Origin of the sequence: Bacillus sp. RK1064, from assembly GCF_051488405.1 — a bacterium.
GTDB lineage: Bacteria > Bacillota > Bacilli > Bacillales > Bacillaceae > Bacillus.
In genome coordinates this window covers 3,570,982-3,587,281 of sequence record NZ_JBPSCZ010000001.1, presented here as the reverse complement: position 1 = coordinate 3,587,281, position 16,300 = coordinate 3,570,982, and the positions used below count along the sequence as shown (strand labels likewise).

Here is a 16,300-nt window from a genome sequence, read left to right as displayed (position 1 = left end):
CCTTCCATGTTAAAAATTATCGAGAAAGCATTCCGTGCGGGTCAATGACAAATTTCTTCGCCACACCCGAATCAAAGTCGCTGTATCCTTGAGGAGCTTGATCAAGGTTAATGACGGTCGCATTCACCGCTTTGGCGATTTGTGCTCTTCCGCTTAAAATGGATTTCATTAGACTGCGGTGATATTGCATGACAGGGGTTTGACCTGTCACAAAGGTATGGGCTTTTGCCCAGCCAAGTCCAATTCGCACTTTCAGAGATCCAACTTTTGCATCGGCATCCACTGCACCTGGGTCTTCTGTGACGTAGAGCCCTGGGATTCCGAGCTTACCGCCAACTTTGGTAATATCCATAATTGTATTTAAAACGGTTGCAGGTGCTTCTCCTTGATCTCCATGACCTGACGCTTCAAAGCCGACACAATCGACGGCACAGTCAACTTCTGGCTCTCCTAAGATATTCGTGATTTGTTCACCGATTCGATCATGTTTTCTTAAATTGATCGTCTCACAGCCAAAGCTTCTGGCCTGCTCCAGCCTTTGTTCATTCAAATCACCGACAATTACAGCAGAGGCGCCAAGGAGCTGAGCGGAATGTGCTGCGGCAAGACCTACTGGCCCGGCACCAGCAATATATACAGTCGAACCAGGCTTTACTCCAGCCGTATAAGCACCGTGAAAACCTGTCGGGAAAATATCGGAAAGCATCGTCAGATCAAGTATTTTCTCCATCGCTTGATCTTTGTCTGGAAATTTGAGCAGCTGAAAATCTGCATATGGGACCATGACGTACTCGGATTGACCGCCAACCCATCCGCCCATATCGACGTATCCATAGGCAGAGCCTGGACGGTCCGGGTTTACATTTAAGCACACATGAGTTTTTTGTTCCTTGCACATGACGCAGCGTCCACAAGCAATATTAAATGGAACGGACACGAAGTCTCCTTTTTGAATAAACTCCACATCTCGTCCAACCTCAACGACTTCACCTGTAATTTCATGACCAAGGACTAGTCCTGCAGGCGCAGTGGTACGCCCTCTCACCATGTGCTGGTCACTTCCGCAAATATTCGTCGTCACTACTTTTAAAATGACGCCATGCTCACATTTGCGCCCCACATTGGCTTTCGGTACACCCGGGCCATCTCTTAAAATCAAATCAGGGTATCCAATATCCTCAACTGCTACATTTCCTGCTCCTTTATAAACGACACCTTTGTTTCCCGACATGTTTTCATTCCTCCCTTTTTGTTTAAAAATGAAGTCTCTACAATTTTCTCTATTTATGAAGCAATTCCCTGCTTCAAATGGCACAATAGATAAAAAAAGCGAAAAATGTCTATCAGGGAGAGAAAAATGTATCTTCCAGTCAAATAAAAAAGAAAATATTGAAAAAAAAGCTAAACTTTTGAAGAACGGTGTCGATATAAGAAATAAGCCAGACAGGTATCCTTAATCGACAAACAAATTCCTTATATATACTATCATTCCTTACACACCTGGCTGGCGCCTACATAACATTGAAAAGACTCTTCTGATGAAGAGTCTTTTTTAACTTTGCGTCCCATCAATCACGGGTACAATTGTAAGCAAAGAGGCTCCTCTGACGAAGAGCCTCTTTTTGAATGCTTGTTCATTACCTGGGAAATATTTTCATCATTTTAACGCTTTGATACAGATGTATGTATCATAGTGATAAACCGAAACTTCTCTAAAGTGATACGCTGAAAATAGGCGGCTGATCTCTTGTTCACTATACGATGAAAAAGATTGTGACCGTTTTTGTTCCTTCATCAGTTCCTGCTGTTGGAAAGATAAGAATACTTCTCCATCCACTTGAAGGACGCGGTACACTTCCTTCATGACCTGTTCAATATCCTTCAAGTAATAGATGGTCTGTACCGTAAATAATTTATTGAATGATCTGTCTTCAAAAGGTAAATGCTCAGCTTTACCAAGAGTCACGACGGCTTTATCCTGTTCTACAAGCTTCTTATGTTTTCTTTTTGCATATTTGATCATATGACGAGAGGCATCCACTCCATATACTTTACCGCGATCAAGTTTTTCTGCTACCTTCGATAATGTCATGCCTCTTCCAGTTCCGATTTCTAAAATTCGGTCGTTTTCTTGTATATTTAAGAGTTGAATCGTCCATTCATTGATATTATGATGATTTTTTTCCATATAGCGGGCAACCCATTTTGAGAACAAGCCTTTTGGTTCCCTCATTTGTTTTCCAATCCAGCTTTGAATCAATGTTAACACCTGCTTTGCACCAGTAAATAAAACTATTTACGAATTTTCTTACTTTTCATATCGGCTCTCGCCTAACAAAGTTTAAGACCTAGTCCTAATTAGTTGTCATTGATTAGACGGCACCTTTTCAGAAAATGTTTCGCAGAACTTTAAAAAATTTTGATCTGAATAGGCGTTTTCATTAATTGTGCTCAGATTGATTTCGTTTTCTGCATGAGCTGCATATTTTATGAATGTATCTTGATTAGATAAAGGTGGTGCTAGATTATGGGCTTTGGTGGCGGTTATTCTGGAGACTGCGGTGGTTACGGTGGCGGTTTTGCAGGCGGATTCGCATTGCTTGTTGTACTGTTCATTTTGTTGATCATCATCGGTGCAAGCTGGATTTACTAATGTAAAAGGAGCAGAAAACAATACGTTTCCTGCTCCTTTTCTTTAATACCAATAAGTTGGATAATTGTAATTGTACATATAGCGTCTAAGCATTTCTTGTTGCTCTCTTTGCATCCGGTATGGATTGCCGTATCCGTGCTTTAAGGAATGCGGAATGGACGTATACCCGTGCCCCACTGACGGAAACCTCATATATGGTGACATCGACATTCATTGATCACCTCACAATCTCCTTTTACGGATATCATATGTGCAGGTGATCAATGTGGAGCGTGTCTAAACCTGGTCCTTCTCCCTAGTATAACAATCAAGCATTGCAAGCATCATAAACATGTCAATCTCCTCCTTTTCCAATTTTTCTTTTCCTGTTTTAGTTCATATACTTTAGTTGTTTCTGCTTCATTTCTTCATAAAATGTTTCGACTTGTTGTTCATAAAGAACGGTCTCAATGTCTTTGTATTTACGCTGAATCGTCAATGTAATAAAGAATAAATGGATTGTCATATACGCTCACCTCCCTTCAGTTCGCAGCATGCGAAATAGCCCGCAGATCTTCTTTATCAGTTGACCTGCGGGCACACAAAAATGCAGATCAAAAGACAATGTCTTCCAACCCGCAATGGATGATGCGTGAAATCCTCGTTTACTTAAACAGTTTTGAAGCGTGCACCGTATAAGGTAAAGGAAGGACACGAGCTCTTCCACAGGCTGATGACATGATGAAATTGTTGGTTGAATTGATCACAAGTAGATACGAATAACATATTCTTCAGCCTCCTTTACGTTTTTAATTACTTTGTAAGTATATCCAGCAAGCACCATTTTGTAAACCTGTTTTTAGTAATATAGATGATTTTTGTGTTTTTGACTAAATTTCTACAGTTATTCTTGTCCGTTTGTCCAATACAATCAAAAAAGCCCCCTCACGTATATGAGGAGACTTTTCGAATTAATCTTCATCTAGTTCTTGCAGTTTCTTTTGAAAAAAGATCGCGCGTCTGACACAAAGAAAAGCTGCTAATAAGAAAACACAATCAATTCCCATCATCAGCATTTTTGGAGATGCTTCGATGTGCTGGTTTGGTATGATCGTACCAATATATAAAAAGGTGCTGACAGCAAGCAAAATAAAAGCGTACTGCTTGTAATCTGTCACTAAACCACTCCACTTTTTCTTCACTTGAATCACCTTCCTGTTTAACATGTCTATTGATAGCTTAACATAGTAAAAGAAAGGTAGTGGCATGTAAATCTATCCATTCACTAGTGCGTTTAGTCCTTGCTTCATATCATTCAGTAAATCATCCACATCTTCAATCCCAACGGATATACGAATTAAACCATCAGTGATGCCAAGCTCCTCCCGGCGGTCTTTCGGAATGGACGCATGAGTCATTCGAGCAGGAACAGAGATTAAGCTTTCAACCGCTCCAAGGCTTTCTGCGATTGTAAACAGCTTAAGCTGGCTTAAAAACACATCGACATGTTCTTCTTTTCCAATATCAAAAGAGATCATTCCGCCGAAGCCGGATGCTTGCGTTTTCGCAAGTTCATGTCCAGGGTGAGCACCAAGACCTGGGTAATAAACACGTGTGACCGCTGGATGTTGTTCTAAAAATTCAGCGATTTTCTGCGCATTTTGTTGATGTGCTTCCATTCTTAGTCCAAGCGTTTTGATCCCTCTCATGAGAAGCCATGAATCCTGCGGTCCAAGAATTCCACCTGTAGAATTTTGAACAAAATGAAGTTCTTCTCCAAGCTCTTTCGTCGCTGTTACAACAAGCCCGCCTACGACATCACTGTGGCCGCCTAAATATTTAGTGGCACTATGGAGGACAATGTCCGCCCCATATTCAATCGGTTTTTGGAAATAAGGTGTAAAAAATGTATTATCAACAATCATTAAGATGTTGGCTTCTTTTGTCAATTGGCCGATCGCTTTGAGATCAGTCATTTTCAGTAAAGGATTGGTTGGTGATTCAATGTAAACCGCTTTTGTTTCGGGTAAAATTGCTTTTTTCACCGCTTCAGGATCACTTGTGTCCACGAAGGTCGCATGAATGCCAATACGGTTTAGTACCTTTGTAATGACGCGGTAAGTTCCGCCGTACACGTCATCTGTCAGGACAATATGATCTCCGCTGTTAAACAGCATCATGACTGCCGTAATGGCAGCCATCCCTGAACCGAATGCGTAGCCGTTTGCTCCCCCTTCAAGATCACGAATGACGGTTTCAAGTGCCGTTCTTGTTGGATTCGCTGTTCTAGAATATTCATATCCTGTATGTTCGCCTGCTTTCGGCTGCTTATATGTGCTCACTTGATATATAGGCACAGACACAGCTCCCGTTTTTTCATCACCAGTTGTTCCGCTGTGTATCATCATTGTTTTTGGTTTCATTCTATTTTCCTCCCTCATAAATTCCTTTACTTAAATAGCGTTCACTGCTGTCAGGAAAAATGGTGACAATGACTGTCCCAGGTGCTGCCTTCTTTGCTTCCTCTAAAGCGGCATATAATGCGGCACCTGAAGAGCTTCCAATGAGAACGCCTTCTTTTTCAGCAGCTTCTTTCACCATTTGGAAAGCATCATCATCACTGACCGTATAAATCTCATCGAATAAAGCAGATTCCATATAATCTGGGATAAATTCAAGGCCGATTCCTTCCGTTCTATGCGGGCCCGGATCTCCTCCATTTAAAATCGATCCTTCAGGTTCGACAACAATTGTTTTTAACGCCGGATGCTGCTCTTTTAAATAGGCAGCACACCCTTGAAAAGTTCCTCCAGATCCCGCTCCTGCTACGAATACATCAATGTTTCCTTGTAGGTCGGACCATAACTCTGGGCCAAGCGTTTTATAGTAAGTCAATGGATTTACTTGGTTTTTAAATTGTAAAACGCAATAGGCATTGTCAAGGCTTGCCTCTAGTTCAAGGGCTCGATCAATCGCACCTTTCATGCCCTCTTTTCTTGGTGTATGAATAATCTCTGCACCGAGCGCCTTCATTAGCTGTTGTTTTTCTTGACTAAAATGTTCTGGTACGCAAAAAATGGTCCGCAATTGATGCTTTCTTGCACTGAGGGCAAGCCCAATTCCTGTGTTTCCAGCAGTTGCTTCAATGATGGTTCCGCCTGGACGCAATTTGCCAGATGCCAATGCTTCTCTTATGAGCATATCACCTAAACGATCTTTAATACTTCCACCCGGATTCATCATTTCAAGCTTTGCATACACCTCTACACCATCTGGGATGCCAATCCCTGACAGCTTTAAAAGCGGTGTGCGGCCAATTAATTCTGTAATATCCTTTATGACAGCCATATGATTTCCCTTCCTTTGTATGGAAAAGAAGGGGGAACCCCTTCTTTTATTGAGTTTGCTTTATCATACGCAAGACAAGGTCGGTTGAGTGAATCGCTGCTTGCTCAAGAAATTGATCAAAGGAGACATTGGATTCTTTCCCTGCAATATCAGATAACGCTCGAACGACAACAAATGGCGTTCCAAAGAGCTGGCAAACTTGTGCAACAGCTGCGGCTTCCATTTCCACCGCATATAGTTCTGGAAACTTCTCTCTCACAAACGCTACACGATCCGGATCATTCATAAACGAATCTCCTGTTGCAATTGTTCCTTTTGCCACTTGAATATGATCGATCTCTAAAGCCGATTCCTCTGCCAGCTTCACAAGCTTTTCGTCTGCAGCGAAAGCAGCTGGCAACCCTGGTACTTGTCCGTATTCGTAATCAAAGATTGTCACATCCACATCATGATGTCGAACATCAGTAGAAATGACAATATCCCCTACATTTAATGTGTGATGGAAACCGCCAGCAGATCCTGTATTGATCACATAATCCGGCTGAAAGCGGTCAAGCAGAAGTGTTGTGCTGACCGCTGCATTTACTTTTCCAATCCCTGATTTTAATAAAATCACTTCTTTATCTTCATAAACACCTGTTGTGAATTCACACCCAGCGATGTTTTCTTGTGTAGCATTCTTTAGTTGATCTCTTAATATTGTCACTTCTTCTTCCATTGCACCTATGACTGCGATTTTCAAATCAAAAACATCCTTTCATTCCCTTTTCTTCGCTTCTACGATCCAAACAAAATCATTCATTTGATGAAAGGACGTGCTAAAACCTTCTTCTTCAAAGATTTGTTTTAGCACATCAATGGATGGATAATATTCCGTTTCTAAATCCTCAGCAAGCTGATCGAATCCTGCGGCTTTCGCTTTGTCGATTTCCGCTTGATGTGCAGCTTGATTTTGAAACATTGTATCAGCAAAGACTATTTTACCATCTGAGTGAAGGATGTTGCTATAGGTGTGAATGGCTTGTTTTTTTTCTTCGTCCGTTAAATGGTGGAAAGCATATGAACTGACAATCGTATCCGGCTCAAATGGCAGTGCTGGAAATGATAAAAAATCCCCATCATGAAACACATCGGGTACTCCCTTTTGAAGAGCCGCTTTCTTCATGGCGTCTGATGGTTCAACACCAAACACGTTCTTATCAGCTGCAAGCAGTGCCACTGTTAGATTCCCCGTGCCGCTTCCAAACTCAAGGACATATTGACCTGAACGTTCTACAATCTCTTTTAAAATGGCCGGATACCGGCGAAACACTTCTTCATACTGCTCGTCATGACCACTTACCGTGTCGTCATAAGACTCAGCCCAATGATCAAATAAAGAAAGAAACTCACGTCCCATTTTCTTTCCCTCCACTTTATCTATTTATTCCTATGCGTATAGTATGCTTTAATTCGTCGAACAGTTCTTATCCTACCACATCTTCTGTTTCTTTCCTACTAAAAAATACTGGGAGGGGTAGAAAAATATTTGCCCTTTTAGAGGCGAGAGATTAAGATGAATGGAGAGTATGGAGGGGTGAATCAAATGGATTTTCAGTTGGATTTTCTAAAGGATAAAATTGAATTCTTTGAAGCATCGTCTTTAAAAGAACTTGAACAAAAGATCCAAAAACAAATTGAACATAATCAGGCAATCTTGCTGACTGTTCATTCTGTCAGTCATCAAACGACTGTGATTGATGACCGGATTTTGTATACAGCGGTTGTTCATTTTAAGGCGAATATCTAAATAAAAAAGATAGCATATCTGCTATCTTTTTTTCATGTTTATTTTAATTTTTCAACCTTTACAGGTTTCCAGCCTTTTTCATCTACCCATGTGATTTCCACGCGGTAGCGTTCACCTGATGATTTGTCACGGATGGTTCCCTTTGCATCTTGAGGACCTCCGTTATTTCCTAACCAAAGAACCGTCATTTGATCTTCTGAAATCCCCGTCGCATAGGACATGGCTTTGATCATTTCTTTCCAGTCTTTTGAGTTAGAATCATAGGTTGCTGTATGTGAACCGGATTGCTCTGTTCCTACAGGCTCCCAGTCATCGCTTTCATATGTTTTGTCTACGTCACTCGTTTTGCCGCCGTCTGTTTCTTTGGCGTCTTTTAACGCATCTTTATTAGGCTCTTCTTCATCATCTGTCTTCTTCGTATCGTCGTCTTGATCAGATGAGTCCTCTTTTTTTGCATCTGAATCATCGGATGTGTCTTTCTTTTGATCTTTCACATCTTCTTCTGAGTTTTGTTTATTTTCACTTGTTGCAGGCGCCATTTTTGATGGTTCTTTCGCTACATCTGTATCTTTCGGTTTATTAAAAATTAACAAACTCGATGCGACAACCAAAATAAGCACCACAACGATACCAATTAATATGTTAAGCACCATATTCGCCTTTCTGCGCTTATCACGATGTTCAAATCGAGAATTTCTACTCAAAATCTCTGCACTCCTTTGCCTCGTTCCCTAAGTCGTTACTATTCTAACATGACATGAAGGGATGTTCTATGTCTGTTTCTTTTCAATTTCATTGACCTTTTTTACAATATCATAAAACGCATCATTTGTCTTAGCCCGGCCACTTGCCTCATCAAGGTGAACAACGACAAGAGCATATTTTGGTTTTTCCACCGGAAAGTACCCAGCAAACCACTTATGATAAAGCGGATTCCCCTTTTTATCTTTACTGCCGGTTTGGGCAGTGCCTGATTTCCCCGCTACATCAAATGGAAGATCTTGAAACCTTCTTCCTGTTCCTTTGTCAGACGTCACCACCTGCCTTAAGTACTTTTGCAGCTTTTGAGCTGTATAGCGGTCAATACTGTCTCCTTCCGGTCGTTTGTTTTGAAAGGTTAGCATCGTTGTTCCGTTTTGATACAGCACTTTTTCAGCGATTTTCACTTCTTTTCGTTCTCCGCCTCTCGCAATCGATGCCATCATATTGGCGATTTGCAAAGGAGTCGTTTTGACATTTTTTTGTCCTATTGCGGTTTGGGCAATGGCTTTTTTGACATGCTTGTCTCTTTTATCTCCCCACACACTGCCGGTTTCTTCACGATCAAACTGTTTGAAATGCTGCTTATGATAGACATCCCCTTCCCAGCCAGCTCGATCAATGAGTCCAAGCTTTGCAGCCGTCTTTTCGATGATTTGATCATCTGTTTGGATAAGCTTGCCAGCAAGTGTCGCAAAGGTATAATTACAGCTCTGCGAAAAGCTCTCAGACAGATTCAGCACTTCCTGCGTTCCTTCTGGCTCTCCATATAAATTCTTTCGACAGTCATACATCGTTTGTGGCTGGTCGAGGGTTTTTTCGATTGCTGCGGCAAGTACAGCGGTTTTAAAGACAGAGCCTGGTGCCATGGCAGTCAGCATATAATTTCTTGCCTCATGCCGGTTTTTGCTTGTGACATTTGGCGTACTCGCCATCGCCAGCACGCTGCTGCTTTCAATGTCGAGCAGAACGGCCCCGCCTTTTTCGACTCCTTGTTCTTTCAGAACTTTCTCCATTTCAGCTTGCATGTTTTCATCAATTGTTGTTTGAACCTGAAGAGGATAAAATGAATGAGCCTCTGCTGTATATTTGACGTCCATTCCAAACAAAGGGTTTCCCCTTCCGTCCACATGATATAACAATTTTGTGTCTTGCTCGGGTAATAGAAATTCGTCAAAGGTACTTTCCAGCCCAAAAGTACCGATTTCTGTACGGATGGAAAGCTCTTTTTTGTCAGGATAACGCTTTCTGAGCAATTCTGGATTTTCACTCGTGAAGCCTAATGTGTGAAGGGCAAGTCTTTTTTTGTCCTTCTCTTTCATATATACGCCGTAAACACCTGAATATTTCATATCATTGATGTCTTTCAGCTTTTTTTTCGTGATGTCATCTTTGAGAATCAGAGGTTTTTTGGTTTCTGTCAGCTGTTTTTTGAGTTCATCTTCTTCCATCTCGAGAATAGAGGCGGTTTGTTTTAAATGAGGAAGATCATATTGCAGAAAAGGAAATAAGATAACCGCGGGCTGTTCTTTTGTGAGAAGCGCTTCGCCGTTTCGATCTAAAAATTCACCGCGGCCATCTGAAATGACCACTTCTTCTGTACGCTGTTTGACACTTTCTTGTATTAAATTGATATCAAGCTTTGAAAAAGATTCTGTGAAAAACAGTTGAATTTCTGCCAGTCTCATGAGAAGACCGAGCAGCAGCATAAAAATAATAGCACCTGTCCATTGAATTCTACGTTTTTTGCGCATAAAAACACCTCGTCCCTATTGTGGACGAGGTGTTTATCGTATAAACGTGATTATGAAATTTTTACAATTTGGACGAACATTTCTCCGCCAGGTGTTTGAACGGTTACTTTGTCGTCTACTTGTTTGCCTAACAGACTTTTTGCGATTGGTGAATCGTTTGAAATTTTTCCTTCGAACGGATCAGCTTCTGCACTTCCAACGATTGTGTAAGACTCTTCTTCTCCATCTGGTAATTCAACGAATGTGACTGTTTTACCAAGTGAGACAATATTTGAGTTTCCTTCATCTTCGATAATTTTGGCATTGCGAATCATATTATCAAGCGTTGTGATACGGCCTTCTACAAACGCTTGCTCTTCTTTAGCAGAATCATATTCCGAGTTCTCAGAGAGGTCTCCAAAGCTTCTAGCAATTTTAATACGCTCTACAACCTCTTTACGTTTAACCGTTTTCAAATATTCAAGCTCTTCTTCTAATTTACGTTTTCCTTCTTCTGTCATTGGAAATACTTTCTCTTGTGCCATGAATCATTCACTCCTTCTATTAATCCTCATCATACAAACTTTCTGCACGTGAGTGACGACTGAAATATACAAGAATGAGGACTTCTTCAGGCCCTCATTCCTTCTGTCCCATATTTGTAAAAGTCCATCTTACATGGCGTCCCTTTTAGATGCAACTATTAGGCCTTTTTTCAGACAGAACCACTCTCAGTGGTCTAAAGATGATCTATCTTCATCGCACAAACTGTGGAAAGGCACAGGAAGCTCCTGTACCTCGTTCGCCATTTCGATCATATGTAGAAGAATAGCTTATCCATTCTCCATCTTCCAATACATAATATGGTCAGTGTACGATATGTCTATGCTATATTATTACAAAATTGCTTTTTGATCAAGAATTGTTTGAAAATTTGTGATGATTTGTTTGTCGTTTTTTTAATATACTATTACAAAATCGAAACAACTTCAATATTCAGCTTGAAAACGGCATTTTTCTACATCTATTTCACATCATTGTTTTCCTATCATACCAAATCTTTCATTCAAGGTGTTCCTTCTAAAAATATTTAAGCAGCTTCTACTTATAGAAACAAGTGAAATATTGGTATTTATTCTCTTTATCATGATGTTGAAAAGACCTTTACAATGTAAAGGTCTTTTTCTTCTCCACCATTTACTCTGCTCGGTTTTGAAGAATCGTTTGAATTTTTGTTACCATTAAGTCAATCGCGACATGGTTTTGGCCGCCTTCTGGGATGATGATATCGGCGTATCGCTTTGTCGGTTCAATGAATTGATTATGCATTGGTCTGACAACAGATACATACTGTTCAATCACAGAATCGATTGAACGGCCTCTTTCTTTTGTATCGCGTAAAATGCGGCGAATGATGCGAAGGTCTGCATCTGTATCGACATACAGTTTAATATCCATTAAGTCTCTTAGACGTTCATCTTCTAGTGCAAAGATACCTTCAACGATGATGACATCCTTTGGTTCAACATGGACAGTCTCTTCTGAACGTGTGTTTAGCTTGAAATCATATATTGGTTTTTCAATGGATTCGTACCTTAGGAGCTGTTCCAAATGCTCAAACATCAGGTCATTGTCGAATGCAAGCGGATGATCATAATTCGTAAGCAAGCGCTCTTCAAATGGCATATGACTTTGATTTTTGTAATATAAATCTTGCTGAAGCATGAGGATGGAATGTCCTTTAAATTTTTCATAGATCGAATTGGTGACGCTCGTTTTACCTGAACCCGAGCCGCCAGCAATTCCAATGACAACTGGTTTACTCCTCATGTGCCTGTTATTTCCCCTTTCTCATCATGTTGCTAGGGTATACTTTTTGATCGAGCTTGAATTTTACGATTTGCAGCGGATGACGAGCGGCATCTAGTTCATTTCCTTTTTCATCCCAAATCGTCTCAATTTTGCATGTGAAATTCTCAATTTCTGGTCCGAAAAATTCGACTTCATCGCCAGCTTTAAAGAAGTTGCGCTGCTGCAATGTGACGATTTGTTCTTTTTCATCATAATGAAGAACGAGACCTGCGAAATCAAATGTCGTTTTCTTTCCATGAATGCCAAACATTTGTTCATCCGTTCCTGGTACACCTTCGAAAAAGGCTGGCGCTGTGTCACGGTTTGCGCATTTATCTAGTTCATCTAACCATTCCTGCTGAATGACAAAATTGTCCGGGTCAGCACAATAGGCGTCAATGATTTTGCGATATACACTCACGACAGTTGCCACATAATGAATTGATTTCATTCGCCCTTCGATTTTCAAGCTGTCAATTCCCATTTCGATCATTTGAGGAATGGATTCGACAAGCTTTAAGTCTTTTGGACTCATCGCAAATGGTGCGTCTTCCTCTCCAAACAATGGCGCTTCCTCAGAACCTTCTAGTTTATAAAGATCATAATCCCAGCGGCAGGACTGGCAGCAGCCTCCGCGGTTAGAATCTCTTGCCGTCATGTGGTTACTGAGCACGCAGCGGCCAGAGTAAGCAATACACATTGCACCGTGAATGAACGTTTCAATTTCAATATCGACCTTTTCTTTCATTTCTCTAATTTCCAGCGCACTTGTCTCGCGAGCAAGCACCACACGCTCAAGACCTTCTTCCTTCCAAAACTGAACAGCTTTCCAATTCGAAAGAGATTGCTGTGTGCTTAAATGGACTTCAAGCTTCGGTGCGACACGTTTACACGTTTCAATGATCAGCGGGTCAGCCACAATAATGCCCGCTACTCCAGCGCCTTCAATCCCTTGAAGGTATTCCTCAAGTCCGTCCATGTTTTCGTTGTGGGCAAAGATATTCGTTGTCACATAAATTCGTGCACCGTATTTGTTTGCAAATGCGACGCCTTCAGCCATTTCTTCAATTGAAAAGTTATCGGCATTTGAGCGAAGTCCAAATTCTTTCCCGCCAATAAAGACAGCGTCTGCTCCGTAATGTACAGCAATTTTCAGCTTTTCCAAGTTTCCTGCTGGTGCAAGCAGTTCTGGTTTTTTTGTAATGACACGTTTCCCGTCAATCATTTCAGAAATACCATCTTTCAATAGTGCCATTTCCTCTGCCTCCTCTTATATTAATAAACCGTTTCTTTAAAGAAGAACCCTGTATCAATTGAACGATTCACTGGCTGAATCTCTTCAATCCGCTTCACCCAGTCCTCTTTCTGATCTTCATAGGCGTCTTTGTCAGCCACTAATAAATCAATTGCTTTTCTATATAGTGACGTCACCTCTGTCATATAAGAAAGTGACTTTAAAATTCCGTCAATTTTAAAAGAGTCAATGCCTGCGTCAACAAATTCTTCTAATTCGTCAATCATACACACATCATTAGGACTCATAATATGTGTGCCGTTTGCATCCTCGAAAATAGGATATTTGTTTTGACGTTCCTGGTCATGAAGGAATAGTCCTTCCTCCATATTTCTGCCTTCAACGTCCATTTGTTTGCCTTGGTATTCAAAGTAGTTGCCAATGAGCGTACGTTTCGATTGAAACATACATGTCATGCCATGAACTTGAATTTCGATTTCCACCTCAGCATTTTCTTTAATGTCGATTACACTGTCCATGTTCAGCTCTTTGGCAAGAACAGCACGCGTTGCGCCTTTTCTGCCCCAGTAGTTACAAGTGTAATAGTTTGTCCCAGTCGTTTCTGTACTCCAGTGGAGATTCAGGCTCACCCCAGTTTCCTTTGCGGCCATGATCACTGCTGGGTCTCCAAAGACGACGCCATCTACGTTTAATGCATCGAGAAAGGTTAAATAATCTCCAAGCAGCTGCACACGGTCATTATGAAAAATCGCGTTCATCGCCACATACACTTTTTTGTGATGCGCATGTGCCAGCTCAACCGTCTGTTTCACATCTTCTCTTGAAAACTCGCCTGCAAGACGAATACCGTATGTTTGTTCGCCTATGAAGAATGCATCAGCTCCCGCCTCAATTAATGGCAGTACATCTGACACCTTGCTTGGCGTCACAAGCAATTCTGGTTTTTTCATGATTGGTCACCTCTTTTAGTACTAATGGCGATCCCGTCTCCAACTGGAATAATACACGTTTGGAAATCGGGGTTTGACATAAGCCATTGATTGTATCGATCAATTTTTCCAATTAATTGTTTTTTTCTTTTATCTTCTATTTCTTCTTCATAGTTCGTTGCCACTAAGCCTTTGAATAATACGTTGTCTGTAATAATCATTCCGTCATGAGCAAGCATCGGTTCAAACAGCTCAAAAAAACGTTTGTACTGCCCTTTTGCGGCATCAATAAAGATCACATCATAGGGCGCCATCGTTTGGACTGTTTTAGCCGATTCCATGGCATCACCAAAGAACACGTGTATTCTTTCTTTTAACTTTAATTCCTCAATGTTCCGTGTCGCCTCTTCATAGCGTTTTGCATTTCGCTCAATCGTATAAATCTCAGCATCTGGCAGAGCTGTCGCCATTCGAATGGCGGAGTAGCCAATCGCTGTCCCAACCTCAAGAATTTTCTTCGGCTTTTTCATCGACAGCAACTGCAGTAAAAGTTCGATGCTCACCTTTTCCATAATTGGCACATGGTGCTCTTTTGCGTATACCTCTAATTGAGCGATTGCATCAGGACTTGGGTGAATTAAATGTTCAATATAATCATTGATTTGATCATCTTCGATAGTCATTATTTGTCTAGCTCCTTCATGACCTGAAAAAGAAGAGTCCTGCCTATTGCAGCTCTCTTTCTCGTCAATCTTTCGTTCATCTAAGTAAAAACAACCCGATATATTTTACCACAAAGAAGTGGTAATTGCGAACCTATAAAATGGATATTTCAACGAAAAAAACTGCAGGCAATCTTGTATTGTCTACAGTCTTTTTCGATTCACATGTACATTAATTACTGCCTGTGATGTATTTTGCTTTCGCTTTGTTGTGCTCATTTAACGTTTTCGTAAAGACGACTTCTCCATTTTTCTTCGCAAGGAAATACACATAATCCGTTTTCTCTGGATGCAGTGCCGCTTTCCATGAAGATTCACCAGCATTTGCAATAGGTCCAGGCGGCAGCCCCTTGTTATTATACGTATTATAAGGAGATTTCACCTTAAGGTCTTTGTAATAAACGCGGGATTTATGCTCTCCCAGTGCATAAAGAACGGTTGGGTCGGTTTGAAGCGGCATGTCCTTTTTCAACCGGTTATAAAATACACTAGAGATTTTTGCTCGATCCGTCTTTTCCGTCGCTTCCATTTCAATCAGTGATGCCATCGTTAACACATCATGTATGGACATGTTTGTCTTTTTCATGTCTTTTTCATACGTTTTCACGTATTGATCTGTTTGTTTAATCATTGTTTCAATGATCGTTTCGAGTGATTCATCCTCACGATAAAATGGATACGTCGCAGGGAATAAATAACCTTCTAACGGATGTTTCACCTGTTTGCCATTTACCTGTGAAGTCACCGTTTTCGGATATTTTTTCATTAACGTTTGAATAAACGCAGGATCATCAAGCTTTGCTTCCACTTCCTTGGCTGAAAAATGCGTCTGGTTTGCAATAACCGCCGCAATATCAGACAGCTGTTTTCCTTCTGGAATCACAAGCTGAAAGGCGTAGTCTGTCCCTCCAGATGTCAGCTTTTGAATCAGCGTGTCTGCGTCCATCGTTTGTTTCAAATGAAAGTATCCTGCTTTAAAGCCGGACGCATTTTTGTATTTTGCATAATAAGTGAAAATCGAGTCATTCGAAATGAGCCCATTTTCTTTTAAAATGCCCGCAATCTCACGGACAGATGTCCCATTAGGAATATGAATATTAATCGTTTGTTTGCTTTTTTGATCGACCGGTCCAAGTGCTGATTTAACATATAAAAAGCCTGATAATGCTGCAATGATGATGACAGCAAGAACAGATAACAGGACGATCCCCATTTTTCTTTTAAAAAATGGTCGTTTCTTTTGTTCTGAAAACATGCATGGCCCTCCTCACATCTAGCTTTT

General features: G+C 40.9%; 19 protein-coding genes. 2 read left to right on the top strand and 17 right to left on the bottom strand.

Going from position 1 to position 16,300, the window contains the following annotated elements; translation table 11 throughout:
* Positions 1–16: 16 nt before the first annotated feature.
* On the bottom strand, positions 17–1,231 hold the full coding sequence (fdhA, locus tag ACSSTM_RS18430) for a formaldehyde dehydrogenase, glutathione-independent (protein ID WP_095285493.1): 1,215 nt from the start codon (positions 1,229–1,231) through the stop codon (positions 17–19).
* A 426-nt stretch (positions 1,232–1,657) separates the two neighbouring features.
* Positions 1,658–2,260: a class I SAM-dependent methyltransferase gene (locus ACSSTM_RS18425; protein WP_065098495.1), complete on the bottom strand. Its 603-nt coding sequence runs from the start codon at positions 2,258–2,260 to the stop codon at positions 1,658–1,660.
* Between the two features lie 336 nt (positions 2,261–2,596).
* Between ACSSTM_RS18425 and ACSSTM_RS18420 the strand changes: the two genes are divergently transcribed.
* Positions 2,597–2,653 (top strand): YjcZ family sporulation protein, encoded by a 57-nt coding sequence (locus ACSSTM_RS18420; RefSeq protein WP_223251065.1) that lies wholly within the window; start codon positions 2,597–2,599, stop codon positions 2,651–2,653.
* Positions 2,654–2,695: 42 nt separating this feature from the next.
* Here ACSSTM_RS18420 and ACSSTM_RS18415 read toward each other — a convergent pair whose 3' ends face one another.
* The 7 genes from ACSSTM_RS18415 to ACSSTM_RS18385 form a co-directional block, all read right to left on the bottom strand.
* Positions 2,696–2,857, bottom strand: a complete 162-nt coding sequence (locus ACSSTM_RS18415; protein ID WP_212040727.1) for a hypothetical protein — start codon at positions 2,855–2,857, stop codon at positions 2,696–2,698.
* A gap of 166 nt (positions 2,858–3,023) precedes the next feature.
* The gene (locus ACSSTM_RS18410; protein ID WP_008342648.1) at positions 3,024–3,158 is read right to left on the bottom strand and encodes a YrzI family small protein; all 135 of its coding nucleotides are present in this window, start codon (positions 3,156–3,158) and stop codon (positions 3,024–3,026) included.
* 445 nt (positions 3,159–3,603) lie between these two features.
* Entirely contained in the window at positions 3,604–3,834 is a 231-nt protein-coding gene (locus tag ACSSTM_RS18405; RefSeq protein WP_041815772.1) for a YrhC family protein, read from the bottom strand.
* Between the two features lie 72 nt (positions 3,835–3,906).
* Positions 3,907–5,055 carry a bifunctional cystathionine gamma-lyase/homocysteine desulfhydrase gene (locus ACSSTM_RS18400; protein ID WP_034661473.1) on the bottom strand — a complete coding sequence of 383 codons (1,149 nt, stop codon included), beginning with the start codon at positions 5,053–5,055 and terminating at the stop codon, positions 3,907–3,909.
* 1 nt (position 5,056) lies between these two features.
* A complete protein-coding gene (locus ACSSTM_RS18395; RefSeq protein WP_060596846.1) occupies positions 5,057–5,980 on the bottom strand; it encodes a PLP-dependent cysteine synthase family protein in 924 nt (307 codons plus the stop codon).
* 46 nt (positions 5,981–6,026) lie between these two features.
* Positions 6,027–6,722, bottom strand: coding sequence for a 5'-methylthioadenosine/S-adenosylhomocysteine nucleosidase (gene mtnN, locus ACSSTM_RS18390; RefSeq protein WP_034661478.1), 696 nt, complete (start codon positions 6,720–6,722; stop codon positions 6,027–6,029).
* 15 nt (positions 6,723–6,737) lie between these two features.
* Positions 6,738–7,379, bottom strand: coding sequence for a class I SAM-dependent DNA methyltransferase (locus ACSSTM_RS18385; RefSeq protein ID WP_034661480.1), 642 nt, complete (start codon positions 7,377–7,379; stop codon positions 6,738–6,740).
* Positions 7,380–7,565: 186 nt separating this feature from the next.
* Between ACSSTM_RS18385 and ACSSTM_RS18380 the strand changes: the two genes are divergently transcribed.
* Positions 7,566–7,769, top strand: a complete 204-nt coding sequence (locus tag ACSSTM_RS18380; protein WP_034620637.1) for a YrzA family protein — start codon at positions 7,566–7,568, stop codon at positions 7,767–7,769.
* A 38-nt stretch (positions 7,770–7,807) separates the two neighbouring features.
* Here ACSSTM_RS18380 and ACSSTM_RS18375 read toward each other — a convergent pair whose 3' ends face one another.
* The 8 genes from ACSSTM_RS18375 to mltG form a co-directional block, all read right to left on the bottom strand.
* Positions 7,808–8,473 (bottom strand): YrrS family protein, encoded by a 666-nt coding sequence (locus ACSSTM_RS18375; protein ID WP_437404280.1) that lies wholly within the window; start codon positions 8,471–8,473, stop codon positions 7,808–7,810.
* Between the two features lie 66 nt (positions 8,474–8,539).
* Entirely contained in the window at positions 8,540–10,282 is a 1,743-nt protein-coding gene (locus ACSSTM_RS18370) for a peptidoglycan D,D-transpeptidase FtsI family protein (RefSeq protein ID WP_437404279.1), read from the bottom strand.
* Positions 10,283–10,332: 50 nt separating this feature from the next.
* On the bottom strand, positions 10,333–10,806 hold the full coding sequence (gene greA / locus ACSSTM_RS18365; protein ID WP_007501433.1) for a transcription elongation factor GreA: 474 nt from the start codon (positions 10,804–10,806) through the stop codon (positions 10,333–10,335).
* A gap of 652 nt (positions 10,807–11,458) precedes the next feature.
* The gene (udk, locus tag ACSSTM_RS18360; RefSeq protein ID WP_024423106.1) at positions 11,459–12,091 is read right to left on the bottom strand and encodes a uridine kinase; all 633 of its coding nucleotides are present in this window, start codon (positions 12,089–12,091) and stop codon (positions 11,459–11,461) included.
* A gap of 7 nt (positions 12,092–12,098) precedes the next feature.
* Positions 12,099–13,367: a peptidase U32 family protein gene (locus ACSSTM_RS18355; protein WP_429677270.1), complete on the bottom strand. Its 1,269-nt coding sequence runs from the start codon at positions 13,365–13,367 to the stop codon at positions 12,099–12,101.
* 20 nt (positions 13,368–13,387) lie between these two features.
* Entirely contained in the window at positions 13,388–14,317 is a 930-nt protein-coding gene (locus ACSSTM_RS18350) for a peptidase U32 family protein (protein WP_429677269.1), read from the bottom strand.
* Positions 14,314–14,979, bottom strand: coding sequence for an O-methyltransferase (locus tag ACSSTM_RS18345; protein WP_034661491.1), 666 nt, complete (start codon positions 14,977–14,979; stop codon positions 14,314–14,316). The genes ACSSTM_RS18350 and ACSSTM_RS18345 overlap by 4 nt, the downstream gene beginning before the upstream one ends.
* A gap of 211 nt (positions 14,980–15,190) precedes the next feature.
* On the bottom strand, positions 15,191–16,273 hold the full coding sequence (gene mltG / locus ACSSTM_RS18340) for an endolytic transglycosylase MltG (RefSeq protein WP_437404278.1): 1,083 nt from the start codon (positions 16,271–16,273) through the stop codon (positions 15,191–15,193).
* Positions 16,274–16,300 lie beyond the last annotated feature (27 nt).

Bases quoted from the DNA above. Each gene is read 5' to 3' on its own strand.
- ACSSTM_RS18370 (WP_437404279.1), bottom strand. From the start codon at position 10,282: ATGCGCAAAAAACGTAGAATTCAATGGACAGGTGCTATTATTTTTATG.
- fdhA (WP_095285493.1), bottom strand. From the start codon at position 1,231: ATGTCGGGAAACAAAGGTGTCGTTTATAAAGGAGCAGGAAATGTAGCA.
- ACSSTM_RS18345 (WP_034661491.1), bottom strand. From the start codon at position 14,979: ATGACTATCGAAGATGATCAAATCAATGATTATATTGAACATTTAATT.
- greA (WP_007501433.1), bottom strand. From the start codon at position 10,806: ATGGCACAAGAGAAAGTATTTCCAATGACAGAAGAAGGAAAACGTAAA.
- ACSSTM_RS18355 (WP_429677270.1), bottom strand. From the start codon at position 13,367: ATGGCACTATTGAAAGATGGTATTTCTGAAATGATTGACGGGAAACGT.
- mltG (WP_437404278.1), bottom strand. From the start codon at position 16,273: ATGTTTTCAGAACAAAAGAAACGACCATTTTTTAAAAGAAAAATGGGG.
- ACSSTM_RS18380 (WP_034620637.1), top strand. From the start codon at position 7,566: ATGGATTTTCAGTTGGATTTTCTAAAGGATAAAATTGAATTCTTTGAA.
- ACSSTM_RS18395 (WP_060596846.1), bottom strand. From the start codon at position 5,980: ATGGCTGTCATAAAGGATATTACAGAATTAATTGGCCGCACACCGCTT.
- ACSSTM_RS18415 (WP_212040727.1), bottom strand. From the start codon at position 2,857: ATGTCACCATATATGAGGTTTCCGTCAGTGGGGCACGGGTATACGTCC.
- udk (WP_024423106.1), bottom strand. From the start codon at position 12,091: ATGAGGAGTAAACCAGTTGTCATTGGAATTGCTGGCGGCTCGGGTTCA.
- ACSSTM_RS18410 (WP_008342648.1), bottom strand. From the start codon at position 3,158: ATGACAATCCATTTATTCTTTATTACATTGACGATTCAGCGTAAATAC.
- ACSSTM_RS18350 (WP_429677269.1), bottom strand. From the start codon at position 14,317: ATGAAAAAACCAGAATTGCTTGTGACGCCAAGCAAGGTGTCAGATGTA.
- ACSSTM_RS18400 (WP_034661473.1), bottom strand. From the start codon at position 5,055: ATGAAACCAAAAACAATGATGATACACAGCGGAACAACTGGTGATGAA.
- ACSSTM_RS18385 (WP_034661480.1), bottom strand. From the start codon at position 7,379: ATGGGACGTGAGTTTCTTTCTTTATTTGATCATTGGGCTGAGTCTTAT.